The sequence below is a fragment of the Microbulbifer maximicatervae (SeqCode) genome (assembly GCF_052467955.1).
Genome location: NZ_CP174329.1, coordinates 1,168,515 through 1,183,736 on the forward strand (window position 1 = coordinate 1,168,515; position 15,222 = coordinate 1,183,736).

Here is a 15,222-nt window from a genome sequence, read left to right on the forward strand (position 1 = left end):
AAGATGATTATTAAAAAGCTAATCGCAATCGGCTTAATATACGGCATAAGCGCCACTGCGGGCGCAGGAGACTTACATGCTCCAGAAATAAATATGGCCGACTATGGTAGTGACCTCACTGGCCTGGAGAGATCAATACCAAAGCTTAAAAAAGCATTTATTGATACAGCCCCAGCGGATAGAAAAGACGGTATTCCTGTTGGGGAGATAGATGTAATCAAGGAGAGTTTGCAACAGCTGGCACTAGAAATAGCTGATAACCAACATACACCTTACGACAGCTTGCTAATTGCTCAAAACAACAAACTGGTTTTTGAATCCTACTATTCCCTCGGTCGCGTTAATTTTCCTCACCCTCAAGCATCTGCCACCAAGGCCTATACCGCCCTGGCAATTGGGCGGGCGATACAGTTAGGTTATTTGATCATGGAAGACTTGGACAAGCCTGTCACTTCCTTCCTGAAAGGGCTGGATAGGAAACAGCTTGTTAAAGGCGCAGACCTTGTCACACTAAATCATGCCATGAGCATGCAGTCGGGAATCCGTATTGCAGAGGAAAAACTCGATGCCCTACTGGAAAACAAAGAGCAGTTAACCGGGAAAAAGCTGGCTCAAATCTATTTAAGTCACAGTAAGCCGATCACTCTTGATTCGCAAACTTATTTATATCAAGGCTCAGACCCAATGATTGCAATGTTGGTTCTGGATGCTGTAGTTCCCGGCTCCGCAAGTGACTTTATTAAAGAAGAGCTACTGGAGAAGATGGGGATCGACATCTATCACTGGAAGGAAGCCGTTAGTGGGGTGCCCCAGGCAGGATCAAGAGCCATGATGACATCGCGCAGTATGGTTAAGTGGGGCACTTTGGTACTTAATAAGGGAAAATGGAACGGCAACCAGTTAATACCGGAGGCGTATATTGCCAAGGCTACTGGTAAAGTGGCTGTTCCCACAGATGATGAGTTTGACTATAGCAATTTTTCATACGGCTACTTCTTCTGGCGAACGCCTCTGAAGGTTGGCAACAAGAAATATATTGCAAAGTTTGGCTGGGGCGGTGGTGGCCAGTATGTGATCTCCATTGAAGATCTTGATTTGGTGATTGCGATCACGGGCCACAGAGATGATGACAAAACCCTGGGCTTGATAGAACAACGTATTTTGCCGGCTTTTGCTTTATCAATTTAACCTCAAGCGGCGTAAGAAAATGACTTACCGAGGATAGTCGAAAAAACAGTTGTGGGATCACTACCTGGTATTTATAGCCACCTCCTTGAGGTGGCTTTATTTCATCGGTAGATTGATCGATGATCCTACCCACCAACAACGGACACACCACTAAGCGACTGCTTGGTGGTATATAGGTACTTCTTAGATTGCCAAGATAAGTTTCTAGAATCCTCAACTACGGCCTTGTAATATTGCTAACCACTGCCTTTTAAGCCACATTCTAGTTTTACTGAGTTAACTTATGAAGTCACTGTCTCCAGCAGTACAGGCCGCTATTGAGAATGCCTACGAAACCTTCGCTCGGTACCCGTGTTCCGTACATGTCAGTGGTTGTCCGTGCTGTGTCTCAGAGGAAGAACATAAAGCGTTAAATAGTGCACCTCTGGGTGAACTTACCAGTAGTGATCTTGAGAGATATACCAATAAAGCTATGACTACCTGGGGTGGGGTCGAAGATTTCAAGCATTTCCTACCGAGGATTCTCGAGCTTATTGCCACTGATACGCCATTAACGAGTTATAGCGAGATAATTGCCGGCAAACTTGTATATGCAGACTGGAATATGTGGCTAGAGCCTGAGCGAAGTGCAGTGGCTCTATTTTTAAACGCATGGTGGCAGTCGGAACGTTGGGATGCCCGTAATGTAGAAACCTGCTTGGCCACACTTGTCTGTGCAGGATGGGATATTTCCAAGCAACTTAGGGAGTGGTGGGAAGATGATTCCCCAGATTCCCGGCAATGCATTATCGAATTTTTAGCAAGCCAGGTAGATGTACTGACCCAAGGGGAGTCACCCTCACCCTTTTGGAGCGAAGAGGGCACCAAGACTTTGAAAGCATGGTTTCACAAAGTTGTACAAGTGCCCGTATTACTTTCGCTCGCCTTGGAGCATCCCACCGATTCTGAGTATGAATTATATGCAATAGCATCCATGCGTCTCGGCAGCAGCGTTGCTGATACTTGGTTTGAAGAGTACCAAGCCCGCTATCTTAATTAGAAATGATGAGAAGTATCCGTTGCTCAACCATTTCCATCGTCCACTTCCTGTTCCTTTCGGATACGCCTATAAACTTCCTCACGGTGAACCGGTAAGGATTTGGGAGCGATTATGCCTACCCGTACCTGATTACCTTTAACTTCTAATATTGTGATTGAGACGTTTTTCCCAACCCTGAGGTTCTCGCCAGTACGGCGGTTTAAAATCAACATATTGGTTTCCTAATGAGACGCAAAGCATTGGCAAACCTCCCGTAACGGGAAGGGCAGGGAAGTAATATCGGTTGCAGGTATTAGGAGGGGCGCGAGAACGGTAGGCGTAAAAGAAGAAAAGGAGGGCGCTAGACTCCTGATCCTACCCACCAAAGACGGACACTCTCTTAAGCGATAAACTACGCAGCAGAGGTGCCCTATGACACGATCAAGTAAATCAACCAAAACCACTCGTAAAAAATACTCAGAGGAATATAGAAAAGATGCCCTAGCACTGGCGGTCAAGGTAGGGGTAAGCGTTGCCGCTAAACAGCTTGGGTTACATCCTTCCCAGATTTACGGATGGCGAAGCAAGGCTAAGTTACATCAGAGCCGAGGGGATGCCGAGAGAGAGCTGGCCACAGAGAATGCTCGCCTTAAGCGGCAGCTGGCTGAGCAGGCAGAGGAGCTGGCGATCTTAAAAAAGGCCGCAGCGTACTTTGCAAAGAGCCTGAAATGAGGTACGCCTTCATGCTAAAGCACAGGCATAAGTTCAGCATCAAAGCGATGGCTAAGGTATTGAGCGTATCTCGCAGTGGGTTTTACGATTGGGTGTCAAGATCGGCCGATCAATCCAAGCGCCAGCAGTACCAAATGGAGCTTGATGGTTTGGTACAGCAGCGCTTTATAGCCAGTAAAGAACGTAGTGGCGCCCCTCGCCTGACGAGGGAATTGGCCAGTGAGGGGAGTAAATATAATCAAAAAACAGTTGCTGCCAGCATGCGTCGACAGGGCCTACGGGCTAAAGCCGCCAAGAGATATAAAGCCACAACCTACTCAAAACATGGTCTGCCAGTGGCCCCAAATCTGCTCGAGCAGAACTTCAATACTGAAGCGCCGAATCAGAAATGGGTCGGGGATATTACCTACCTACGAACAGAAGAGGGTTGGTTATATCTGGCTGTAGTGATAGACCTATATAGTCGGCTGGTTATTGGTTGGGCGATGTCAGAAACGATGACAGCTACATTGGTCTGTGACGCCCTTCAAATGGCTTTATGGCGACGTAAGAAACCTACAAATGTTATCGTGCATACTGACAGGGGAAGCCAATATTGCTCTAAAGATTATCAATCTTTAATTACAGCTTATGATCTGCGGTGCAGCATGAGCGCCAAAGGTAACTGCTATGATAACGCCTGCGCAGAAACGTTCTTCCACTCACTTAAGGTAGAAGTAATCCATGGTAACCGCTTTCCTACAAGGTGCCTCATGCGGGAAACCGTATTTGAGTATATAGAAATAGACTACAATCGAAATCGCTTACACAGCGCCAATGGCTATCTCAGCCCTGAGGCGTTTGAGGAACAACTAGTCGCTTAGTGGTGTGTCCGTTGTTGGTGGGTAGGATCATCCCAGTGCTTAGGGAATCGCCTCAGGCTACTGAATGTGCAACCTTTTATTGAAGACGAGTGGGTTTCTAGCGTACCATTCATGGAGCCACTTTGATAACTGTTCTATCAACTTGGTTAGCTGGCCCCGGGTGTTGCCGCACCTTGGGTCAGCGCCTTTTACTTACTCTTAAGTCACGCCACCGTTCTCCTTTAGGGAATGGGTCTTTTAGAAAATTCTCGGTGTTCTTGTTTTATCTTGGGCTGCTGGCTTGTAGAAGCCGGTTTGATCACTGCCCAAAATGTTGATAAATATCTATCGATTCTACGCAGCTTTGACGCTGAAGAAAACTTAATAAAATCCAATAAGATTATTTGGGCGCCTATATTTCCATTTTCAGTATTCCAAAAATATTGTATGTCGAGTAAATGAGCTACGCCTAAGATCTGCCCGGCAGATCTTAGGTAAATGTTAAATGTGTTGTTACTTAACCGTCGAAAATAGAATACAATATTTGCAATCTATTCTTGTTGAACGTTAGCTGTTTTTAAGCTTAGGCTATTTTCTTATGTACCGATTGTTTCTATCAATAGTAATTTTAACTTGTGCGATATTCCTAACTGCATGTGTAGAAGAAAGTAATGCTTATGGCTATGGTGAACCTTCTCAAGGTGGCCAATCTGGTGGTGTAGGATCGGGACCTGGTGGTTCTGAAAACGAAGATAAATTTTCTGAGAAGGAGTACAATCTATTTTCTCAGGGCTATCAGACGGATATACCTTACGCTAAGATACTAACCGCTTACAATCAGGAAGCTTTTAATAATATCTGGCTGACTATTCCAACTATATCGGGAGATACGCCATACCCGGATTTTGAAGTTAATCAGGCGGTAGTGATACTAACTGAGATTACTGTTTGCTCAATACTTGAAGTAACGAGTGTCGAGGAAAATAGCTATACAACCTTAATAACAATTACTCAAGTATATAATATTGAACCTGCACTTTGTGACCCCAGCCCAGAGGGTTTTTATAGATACGAATACGCAATGATTGAATTTGAGCGTGATTTCAAGCCGGTTTCTGTGCTTTTCAAGGAAAGGGATGATTATTAGATTTGCTGTTTGTGTTCTATAAATTCACCTGCTAAGAAACCGAGGGTATCTGGCCCTCGGCTGATATAAGCTACAATATTTAAATTAATTAAGCTTGATTTCAAGTATTAAGTGCAATCCTTTTATACCGCAAGCAGATCAGCTTGCAGCCCTATAAATAACTCATTCGGTGACCTTCCACCTCGACTCGCTCTTGGTCTACTATTCAGGCGATCCATTACAAATTGAACCTGCTCGTCTGTTACCTTATTAAAGTCGATATCCTTTGGGAAATACTGCCGGATGAGGCCGTTAGTATTTTCATTGATCCCCCTCTCCCAAGATGAATATGGGTGAGCAAAATAAATATTAGCTTCTAAGCCTTCTGCAATTGTTTCATGACCAGCGAACTCAAGACCATTATCGAAGGTAATTGTTTTGATTTTATCTTTGAAGCTCACCATGTGACTAACCGCTGCTTCAGCCAATAAACCTGATCGTTTACCTGTTAATCTGACAATAACAGTAAATAACGTCTTGCGTTCAACCATGGTCAACAAAGCTCCACCACGCCCCTTGCCTATAACGGTATCACCTTCCCAGTCACCTATCCGATACATCCGATCAACAACCGCTGGTCGTTCATCTATGCTCACTCTGTTTTTGATCTTTCCGCGTCGATCATACTTACCGTAGCGCTTACGATAGGGCTTTGATGCAATCCTAAGATGCTTGTATAAGTCTCCACCATTCGCCTGATCTAAATAAATGAGTTGGTAGATCGTCTCATGATGTAACGATACACCTGTATGTCTCTTTAAATAGCTTGCAGTCTGCTGAGGACTTAGTTCTTTCCGAGTTAGGATGACTATTTGTTGCCACACTCCATCAGTCACTTTCTGTGCCTTATACGCTTGCCTGCGTCTAAGCTCCGAAAGCTTATGTGCTTGCCCTGGGCGATATCCTCGCAAACCTGTATTGCGTCGTAGCTCTCGGCTGATCGTTGCGGGGTGCCTCTCTAACAGTTTTGCTATTGCTCTTTGAGAGTGTCCGGCTTTTTTTAAACTGTAAATCTGGTATCGTTCGTTCTCGCTCAGTTGATAGTAGCTCATCAGTGCCTTTCTCTTGGTCGGGAGAGGTGCCGACTCTACCAGCTGAGCCCTCCCTTACCAATTGCACTTATTATCCGAAACCAAGAAGTTCTTTCTTTAGGGTAAAAATAATACTGTGTGTAATGTGGATGCTTACAGATTGAATACAGTATTTGTTTTACTTTGATATGTGTGAAGTAAGTGTTTAGTCCTTTAGATGGAACGGTTGTATTCTCAGTAACAGTTTAAATATTTTTGCTTGCATTGGTTGTAGAGTGTTCAATATCAAAGCAACTCACTTTTCTAACAAAATTTCTGCTTATCCAATTATTTCTTAAGGTTTATATAAGGCACAAATTCTTGTTGCCTCTATGCTTAGCAATATTGTTATTTGTTTAGTTGTTAAATTTAACGGTAACCGCATGGTCGGGAGTATTGCGATCTAGCTAGGTAAAATTCTTGTTGAAGATATAAGTAATATAATGATAAGGGATTCCTGTACACCAGGCGAAGGAGATTACTACGAACGAGCTTGTAAGAATATGCTACTTGTGTGGATGTGATAGAGACAAAAAGAAATGAATGGGTACTTAAAAAATATTATTAGAGGGTAGGCTTTAAAAAATCACTGATAAAGGTATTTGTCGCTTATAGATAAGGCCGTGTCTAGATTTGGGAAATTTTGAGGTACGTAAGGTCTCTACAAGCTGTGGTTTAGCCGAAACGGTATATTTTAGTTGGCAATCTAGAAGGTGCAAGGAATATAATGTTTCTTTAAATAGGGAACCGAATATGAAGCAGTTTTTCGGGAAAGGTCTCACAACAATTTTACCACTACTTTTTGTGTCGGCATGTGGCGGAGGTGGTGGCTCTAGTGCCAGTGATAGCAGTTCATCTAATAGAGCGCCAGAGTTTGTCTCTGGAAGTACCGCCACTATTGCAGAAAATAGTTCAGGTACTTTGCTTACACTCTCCGCCAATGATCCGGATGGGGATAGCATTATTTACAGTCTGGCTGGTGGCGCTGACCAGAGCCACTTTCTGATTGACAACGGTAATCTGTTGCGTTTTGGCATTGCACCAAACTTCGAGAATCCTGCCGATGTAGATAAAGATAATGTCTACCGGATAACAATTGAGGCCAGGGATGGTAATGGGGGTAAATCGAGCCAGGAAATTGTAATAACCGTTATTGACATCAACGATGGTGTGCCCGAATTTTCTTCCGCAACTCAAGTTGCAGTCGAAGAAGGAGTGAACGGTATTTTTTACACGGCTATGGCTCAAGATTCAGATGGAGGCAAGATCAAGTATTCATTGATTGATGGAATTGATTCTGCGTTCTTTTCTATTGATTCTGCCAGCGGTGAACTTAGTTTTAACACCGCCCCGGATTTTGAGTCTCCTACGGATAGTGATAAGGATAATCATTATGATTTGGTGGTCAGTGCCAACGATGGTGAAGGTGGCGAGAATCAACTTTCCCTACAAGTTATCGTTACTAATCTGACCAAACCATCAGCTCGCATTGTTTTCCCAACGGGCGGAGCCAATATGGGTGGAAAGCTCTCCAGTGTCGCCCTCACTGCCAAAGTTTTGGATCTGGAAAGTGGTGAGAATAGCTTTGAGCAATTGGCCAGTATGACTCTCGATCACCAGTCGATGATTGAGGATACTACTCATCCGTCACTCTGGTATCTTGATAGTTCACTCAGGAAAGGTCGCAGTTCCTATATCTTCTCAGCCCAGTTCCTCAACGGTGAAACGGTTCAAGACCATCATTTTGTTAAAAATGAGCTGTTTATCGAGTATCCAGTTGCTGTTTCTTACGAAGAGTTTCGTCGAAGTCGGTATTTTGCTGACTCTAGTTTGGATGCGATTTTTGAGATAGATGGTACAGGTACGCGCCGTGTGATTTCTGGACCATCGGTAGGCTCTGGTCCGGCACTCAACCCAATTGATATGATAAAGCAGTCCCCCACAGAGCAAGCCAATCCTGCCGATGATTATTTTATTGTATTAAATGGAAATGGGAGCATCTATTCGGTACAACGCTCAACGGGTGATCGTACGCAATTGTCCACCTGGGTTCCTGCAGATCTTACCGCGCTGGCACTGACGAGCTATGGAGATGCGGCTTACACAACAAGAGCGACAGGATCGCGTGGTGAGATTATTAAATTTGACCTGTTGAACGGAGGTTACTCCGTTATCTCCAGCCCCAATTCAAGGGGCGCTGGTGTCGATATGATTTCTCCGGTAAGCATTGCATTGGATGAGGCGAATGGACAGCTTTACGTAGGTGATTTCAAAACTAAATCTATTCTTAAGGTAGATATTGCCAGTGGCAATAGAACAACAATAAGTGGTAATGGAATCGGTAGCGGTGAATCTATCTACCAGCCTGTGGATTTAATCGTTGATGTTGATAGTGGTCAAATATACGTCGTCAACGGTGGTGCTCAGAATATTTTACAAGTGGATATGGCAACCGGCAATCGAGCTGTTGTGACTGATTGGGATAAGGGGGAGGGTTTGCGGCTTGTAAACCCCTGGTCAATTAGTCGAGATGCAGATGGTGATCGCCTGTTGGTGTCCGGTATCCAATTTGATCCTGTAATTATGTCTGTCGATATCAGTACTGGTGATCGAAAGACAATTTCCTCCAACCATGTGGGGAGGGGGCCTAGTTACAGGTGGCACAAGATGAGCTATAGCCGTGCGACTGACCAACTACTAGCGATTGCTAAGAATGGTCTCATAGTAGCGGAAATAGATTTGCAGAATGGCAATCGTACCATCGCGGCCGATTTTGAAACGCCTGGTTTTACACGTGTTCAACCGTCCATAATTACTTCTGATGATACAGGTCGCTACGCTTATATTTTCGATGAGAACTCAGTACGACTGGTTAAGGCTGATCTAGAAACTGCTGATGTAGAGTTCATCTCTACTTCCTATACTGGTGAGGGGCCTGCATTCTCTGATGATGCAGAGGCCATGGATCTGGATATTCGCAACAATCGTATGGTTTTGCTGCAAGCCTCAGGACTATTAAGTGTCGATCTGGACAGCGGCGATAGGGAGTTTATCTTCGATAATCAAGTCGACACCGCACCTGTCATTGCATCTGCTAATGGCTTTGCTCTGGATCTCGCCAATAACCGTGCCCTGATCAGCGATTATGGTACCGGAGGCATCTGGCAAGTAGATCTGGCTACTGGTAGCGCTAGTACGTTCGTTTCGTCGGTGCATGGTGGTAGCACAGATCAGTATCCTCTTGATGTTGTCTTGGACTCAGTTGGTAATCGCCTTTTGGTGGGTACTACCAGTGGAAACTTAGTAGCTATTGACTTGGACGATCTCTCACAGTCAACCTTATCTAGCGGTAGGGGGTGTGATAGCGACTGCCGTGGTGAAGGTATCGCAGTGACAAGACTAGACTCCATGGCTATCGATGTAGACGGGCGCCGGCTCTTTGCTTATGACAGCGGTGAGTATGGCGTTGAAGGAGTTGTTGTTATCGATTTGCGCTCCGGTCAACGTGCACTGGCTTCCAAATAATGGCCTGGCGGACCCCGAATTATACGGGGTCCGGATTCGCTCTGCCGAATTGGAACTACCGACTAACAAATAGGATTCAAACTAGCAATGGATTTAGGGGGCTAGCAAATCGTAAACGCCGTTCATCCTATTGGACTCTTCAATCCATTGTTGGTTAAAACCTGCTCTTTTGGTATAGCCGATAAAAACATTCATTAGCTTTTCCATGCAATCCTCAAGGTCGATATCAATATCTAGTTGTCCATCGTTTTGATAATCTTTAGCTGCCTGATCTGCCATTTGCCAGAAAAACTGAGTCAGCAGTTTAGTTTCTTCAGCTGAAGTGATATCTTTCTTGCCAAGTAGAATGTCTTCGGCCAGTTGGTTTTTTAGTTTGTAGGAGTAGTGAATTGCTATATCTTTGATGGCAAGTTCATATTCGTTAAATTCCATCACTATGTGTAAGTCTCAATATATATTCTACTTTTTAAAGAGTTTTCGAGGTGTAGAGGAAGTTGAGAATTTTAGCCAGATATTATGCCAGGGGGCTTAGGCCAAGTGAAGTTAGTATTTTCAGAGACCATAAAGGTTTTAAAAGCAGCTTTTCATTATTATATGGTTCTGAAGTTGAAGTTTAAGCATTATCAATTTCATTATCCCACTGCTGCTCATACCCCTTTTCGAAAAGGTATCCGCCAAAGCTGTTGTACAGCTTTTCTAGTGAGTATTCAGGGCTGGCCTCGCAAGGTAGCTCTGGCTCTTGTGCGGATTTCTCAACCATGGCCCAGAAGAACTTACTGAGATGAGTGGCTTCTTCTGAAGTGGTTACATATCCACGTTCTAAAATATCCATTGCCACTGTATCTTGCAGTAATTCAGCAAAAAACAGGGCAACGGTTTTCTCTTCTGGATAGCGATATTCGATCACGGTACTAGCCCGCCTGTCTTAATCTACCGGCCAGTAAATCCGTACCAGCGGCATCAATGCCCGGCCTTCCAAATCGAAGCTCTCATAGTGACTGACGATAAGATCGGCCAGGTCATCGAGATCCACCAGGGTGAGGGGGAAGGTGGAGCGGTCGGCTTCGTAGAGGGCTTCGCGGGTGAAACCGCCGGTGCTGACGAACAGGCCGGAATCCCCTTCCCGCAGGGCGCCGATAAAGCCACGTATGGCGGGGGCGCCCATGGAGCCGTCGCGATGTTTAATCTCCGCTTTAATGCGCGGCTGGGTAAGGCCCAGGCCGTCCGGTGAGGCGATCACATCCACACCGCGATCCGGGCCCTTGGGGGATACCTTGGCCTTAAAGCCCATCGCGCGCAGTATCGCCGCAACCAGCTCTTCCATTTCTTCGGGCAGTAGTGCGGCGATCTTGTCTTTGATTAACTCATGGCTCTGGGCCACGGTTTCGTCTTTGAGCTGTGCGCTATCAGTTTCTGCGGCTTCATCTTCCTGGGGCGTTACCGTACGGCCCTCGAATATGGTTAGGAAGGCATCAATGGTTTCCTGGCTTAGGGAGAAGAGAGTGAGGGTTGCACCGAGGGAGTTTTTGGCTTTCTGGGGCAATTGGTCGCGGCTGACTTTACCGAGCCATTCCACCCGGCGTAAATTGGGATAGTCACCGATAGTATCCGGCTGGTAGAGATACTCTCCTTGGTCGACACCTAATAGGTAATTGGTTGTAGCTCACAATATAATCGCTAGCGGCAATTTGATCGCGAAACTTATGAATCATGGCCAAGGCACTGGCAGTGGCCGCAGGCTTATCGTTGCCGTAAATCTTGATGTATTCATCCCGCAAGCGCTCGGAGCTCGAATACTGGCTTAGGTCTCCCAGCTGTGACCACCCCACTGCGGCAAAGCCCTTCTCGAAGTCTTCACTGTAAATACCACCGCGCCCGGCGCGGATCATCCATGCGTTGGTCATACCTCGAGTTCCCTACTTTTTAATTAGTTAAACAGATTTTCTACAGTGCCGAATTTAAGGACTAGCTTTTAAAGACAATGAAAATCTTATAGATGTGGGTCTACAGCACAACTCGTACAGGTCCTTTATGACACTTGCATGATTATAATGACTAAATCTATCATAAGTTGGGCTTTAAGGGGATGAGATGGGATGGCTCCTTTGGTATTTTGAGTGGCAGCATTAGAATAGCGGTAGGTTTGAAAGGGTAATTATATTTAAAAAAATATTTGAGTTTGGTGTAATATGGTCCAATTTTTTTACTGAATTGTTTTTTTGAGTTTGCTTCTACACTCTTTAGATTCTCGGTCTCGCTGAGTAAATTATTTAAAATACTTTAATAATTTGAATTTTTATCAAGGGTTCAATGTGAATCTGGCGGTGACGAGTTAAGTCGAGGCTAGGGTTCTACGGAAGTTCTAGGTTTAGGAGTTCCGAAATTGTCCTCGTTTTCTGCTGGCTATTTAGGGGGGCTTGTGATGCTTTTCTATATCAGACAACAGTTCTTCAAGTCGCTTCTACGCATCTTCAAGCACTTTTTTAATTTGGTCGTTCGTATCTTTACCTCAATTTAGAAGCACAGTAATCCAGCAGGGAGGCTTATGCGTAGTACTAATCTATTCGTTTACTGTGCTTTCTAGTAAGTGTAAGTTTTGGCCGAAATAGCTCTCATGATTCTGATTTCGTCAGCTCCTAGCATCGCGGTATAGACTTGTGCAGCATATGAGATTAGCTCAAACCCCTTGAAGCCAAGTTTACTAATTTCTGGCTTGCTCTTTTATATCGCATGGCAGTCATACCAATAATATATAGCAACGGTGCTTCGTTAATTGCAGAAATAACTCGGCTTAGAACTGATTTGTGTCTGCAATGCAAAAAATGTCTGCTAAAGAATTTCCATTTACTTACGGTAAGGTTGATAAAAGGCTGTTTTCTTTTAGCTACTAAATTGTGCACCACTACAGTTTGCCGTGAGGTATCGAAGGTGCGGCGCTCAAAGAAGACTGGGCGTGCGCACCGTCGCAGAAACTGCATGGATTGCCCGGGCGTGTAATGGCCGCCCGAGCAACGCGCGATTTACTCCGGTACTGCGATAATTAGGAACGACACGTGCGATTCGCTGTTTTCTTGAGTGTGCTTGCTGTTTCCCGAGTCGCCGTCGCCGATGAGTGCGTGTGGATTGTGCAGTATGACCTGCGAGCCTGATGTGGAGTAGGTTTCCGAACCTCCGCCGACTTGTCGGATATCGTGGTCACTGCTGTCGTAGTGGACGCGATAGCCAGAGAGGAACACTGCTGCGTCGCTTATGGGTTGGCCCATCTCGACATACACGTCATCACTCGTTTTTTGGAGGTTTGTCACGTACTTTGCGATCAGAGGGGGGCTCTTGCTCAGCTCAATGAGATTGCCATCAATCGATGCGATGGCATTGTTGCCTGAGTCATCGTGCATCTGTGCAGTCGATTGGATACCCACTTCGTAGTTGTTAGGAACCGCGGTGGTTGCATCGAGCTCAATGGTGCGAACGTGGTGTGACTTTGGGGGTTCGTTCGGGTCGTTGTCCTTATGGTACTCGCACGCCCAGCCACCAAGGGCAGCATAAGCCTCTGGCTCATCGAGGGGAATGTATTGGCTGGTTGATTCATCGGGGATATCGGTGATGGTTCTCGGTAGGATCACACCGTCTTTGGGGCCGTCGACCACTGCGATGCAGGACAATGTCAATTGGGAGTTTGAGGGGCTTAAACCTTTCTTCTGGCCGAACAAGGTGGCGTCAGGAGTGACGGTGAGGACGGCATTCTTGTTGTGGACCTGGGTGAGCGACAGGCCCAGCGTTTGAGTTTGGTGGTCCGTGCTTCCTTCGTACTTGAAGAACCAGTAGGTGGCGGCAACGATGAAGCTCGTCACTTCTGAGCCGTATTTGCTGAAGTCAAACCGGAACCTTCCGCCGTTTTCATCCAGCTGCTGATTGATGTGCATCATCTGAATATTCGGAGGCGCGATTGGGGTGGAATGAAGCTTGATTGGCATATAGGCCCAGTCACCGCCAACCTGGAGATAGGCGGGCGAATTCGTCTTCTTGACCTGGAAGCCGGGAATCGCGATGTCGACACTCCCTTTCTTCGAACTCAAAATTGAGATGATCAATTGAATGACCCAGCCAAGCGGAACGAATGCCCACCAGAAGGGGAGCTTCGCTTTTGTTTTCACCTGAATGTTGAGCACATCGTCGTAGGCGTTGAAGCTTATCGTCGCAGAGAGCTTTAGGGTTTGGTAGACCCATAGGGTCATGGCCCCACGCTTCACTCTGATGTCGGCACTGATAACAAGATCGCCGTCGTTGTTGAACGCCGCTTGGAGGTTGTTTTCTTTGATTTTGATATGCGCACCCTCAATCACATCCTCGACGTCTGTGTTGAGGTACATTTTTTCGGGGTAGGTATCGGTCACCGTCAGCTGCGATGAGGTCAGTGGCGTTGCTTCAGCAATCGCCGCAGCCACCGAAGTCAAAATGATGTCGTTGGATACGATGAGTGCGGATGTACAGTTGCTAGGGATAGTCTGTGGTAGAAGCGCGTCTATTGGCTGGCTATTCCCACGGCATATCCCAAGTCCGAACAGGTTTGAGTCGGAGTCGCCATCAAAGGCTGTATACATCACCCCGATATCCAGGTTCCCGGCGGGCAGGGGGGTGTGTTGAGCAACCGTGTACTTGATGGGCCAATCAAAACTTGAGATGAGTTGGTCGACTGCTCCTTTCATCGCGTCGGTAATGTCGAGGCCCTTGATCGACTTTGAGAGTTGAATATCGCTGAGGTCAAGTTCCATCATGTCCCAGTTGGGCTTCTGGATGGTCACGGTGACTTGCCCATAGTGGTTGATGCTGGCGCTGGCTTGCATTTTGTCGAGGTCAAGAACGAGCCGGGCGTGACCGGGGCTTTGGCCCTGCGCATCTTCGATGTTGCTTGTGATACCTGGGAACTTGATGAACCCTGTGATGGGCAGGTCGAGCGTCGCCTTTTGGTCTTCGGGAGCGATGAAGGCGGGACAATCAAATGCGAACTCGTAGCGAACCTTGGCGGGGCCCTTGCCGACACTTCCGCTGAAGGACCATTGGCCGGAGTCGCCTTCGAAGAGTTCGCTAATCCAATTATTGACCGCTCCTTGAGTCGAGGCACTGATCAAGTCCCAGCCTTGCGAAAGGTCTGGATCTGGCGAGGATTCAACTTCTTGCAGACCTTGCTGCTCTTCAATTTCTTCTTCAATTAAGTCGCTTGGCTTTTCTCGATCAAACAGGCCGCGCAGCTCCTCGACCAGCTCGGGGCTTGGGTCGCATACCCGCTGAAAGGTCGAAATTGGGTCGAGTGCGAATTGGCGTGCATTGCCTTCAGATTCACCGAGCCACTCGAGCATGCGAGCTTCATGTTGCAATAGGTTGCTCAGGGTGGGATCGCGTCGCAGTGGGTCTGTTTGAGATGTTGGTGTGAATTCGAAAGAGAGAGAGGTCGAACTATCTAATTGTGTGGCTTGCTTGCCTAGCAGACGCTGCAGGTCGTCAGGAGAGAGTGTGAGGGACGCGGTTTGCTTTTTGAGTTGGCGCTGCAGGCTGTCGGGAGAGAGTGTGAGAGTCTCTTCCATGATGATGCTCCGTAATCTTCACTAGTTTGATTTTTTTGAAAAGGCGAGTGGCCGGATAACACCACGAGCCCTCTTTGAT

At 46.3% G+C, this 15,222-nt stretch carries 12 protein-coding genes; 5 read left to right on the top strand and 7 right to left on the bottom strand.

All coding sequences use genetic code 11. The features are described 5' to 3' along the window. The first annotated feature begins 3 nt into the window (after positions 1-3). Positions 4-1,188, top strand: a complete 1,185-nt coding sequence (locus ACJJI5_RS04930) for a serine hydrolase domain-containing protein (protein ID WP_445355681.1) — start codon at positions 4-6, stop codon at positions 1,186-1,188. A gap of 283 nt (positions 1,189-1,471) precedes the next feature. Further along, on the top strand, positions 1,472-2,227 hold the full coding sequence (locus ACJJI5_RS04935; protein ID WP_445355682.1) for a hypothetical protein: 756 nt from the start codon (positions 1,472-1,474) through the stop codon (positions 2,225-2,227). Positions 2,228-2,250: 23 nt separating this feature from the next. Here the strand turns inward: ACJJI5_RS04935 and csrA are convergent, their stop codons facing one another. Then, positions 2,251-2,439 carry a carbon storage regulator CsrA gene (csrA, locus tag ACJJI5_RS04940; RefSeq protein ID WP_445355683.1) on the bottom strand — a complete coding sequence of 63 codons (189 nt, stop codon included), beginning with the start codon at positions 2,437-2,439 and terminating at the stop codon, positions 2,251-2,253. 199 nt (positions 2,440-2,638) lie between these two features. Between csrA and ACJJI5_RS04945 the strand changes: the two genes are divergently transcribed. After that, a protein-coding gene (locus ACJJI5_RS04945) for an IS3 family transposase (RefSeq protein WP_444897071.1) occupies positions 2,639-3,801 on the top strand; the annotation gives its coding sequence in 2 pieces (ribosomal slippage) (positions 2,639-2,897 and positions 2,897-3,801; 1,164 coding nt in all). 577 nt (positions 3,802-4,378) lie between these two features. Then, complete coding sequence (locus ACJJI5_RS04950) at positions 4,379-4,927, top strand: hypothetical protein (RefSeq protein ID WP_445355684.1); 549 nt, start codon at positions 4,379-4,381, stop codon at positions 4,925-4,927. A 122-nt stretch (positions 4,928-5,049) separates the two neighbouring features. On the opposite strand, the gene ACJJI5_RS04955 is transcribed toward ACJJI5_RS04950, so the two are convergent. Further along, a complete protein-coding gene (locus tag ACJJI5_RS04955) occupies positions 5,050-6,018 on the bottom strand; it encodes an IS30 family transposase (RefSeq protein WP_445355685.1) in 969 nt (322 codons plus the stop codon). 771 nt (positions 6,019-6,789) lie between these two features. On the opposite strand from ACJJI5_RS04955, the gene ACJJI5_RS04960 reads away from it, so the two are divergent. Beyond that, the gene (locus tag ACJJI5_RS04960; protein WP_445355686.1) at positions 6,790-9,561 is read left to right on the top strand and encodes an Ig-like domain-containing protein; all 2,772 of its coding nucleotides are present in this window, start codon (positions 6,790-6,792) and stop codon (positions 9,559-9,561) included. Between the two features lie 93 nt (positions 9,562-9,654). Here ACJJI5_RS04960 and ACJJI5_RS04965 read toward each other — a convergent pair whose 3' ends face one another. The 5 genes from ACJJI5_RS04965 to ACJJI5_RS04985 form a co-directional block, all read right to left on the bottom strand. After that, entirely contained in the window at positions 9,655-9,993 is a 339-nt protein-coding gene (locus tag ACJJI5_RS04965) for a hypothetical protein (RefSeq protein WP_445355687.1), read from the bottom strand. Positions 9,994-10,174: 181 nt separating this feature from the next. After that, positions 10,175-10,468 carry a hypothetical protein gene (locus ACJJI5_RS04970; protein ID WP_445355688.1) on the bottom strand — a complete coding sequence of 98 codons (294 nt, stop codon included), beginning with the start codon at positions 10,466-10,468 and terminating at the stop codon, positions 10,175-10,177. An 18-nt stretch (positions 10,469-10,486) separates the two neighbouring features. Then, on the bottom strand, positions 10,487-11,104 hold the full coding sequence (locus ACJJI5_RS04975) for a restriction endonuclease (RefSeq protein ID WP_445355689.1): 618 nt from the start codon (positions 11,102-11,104) through the stop codon (positions 10,487-10,489). Between the two features lie 52 nt (positions 11,105-11,156). Continuing rightward, entirely contained in the window at positions 11,157-11,465 is a 309-nt protein-coding gene (locus tag ACJJI5_RS04980) for a DUF8426 domain-containing protein (protein ID WP_445355690.1), read from the bottom strand. A 1,116-nt stretch (positions 11,466-12,581) separates the two neighbouring features. Then, a complete protein-coding gene (locus ACJJI5_RS04985; RefSeq protein WP_445355691.1) occupies positions 12,582-15,143 on the bottom strand; it encodes a hypothetical protein in 2,562 nt (853 codons plus the stop codon). Positions 15,144-15,222: the final 79 nt, after the last annotated feature.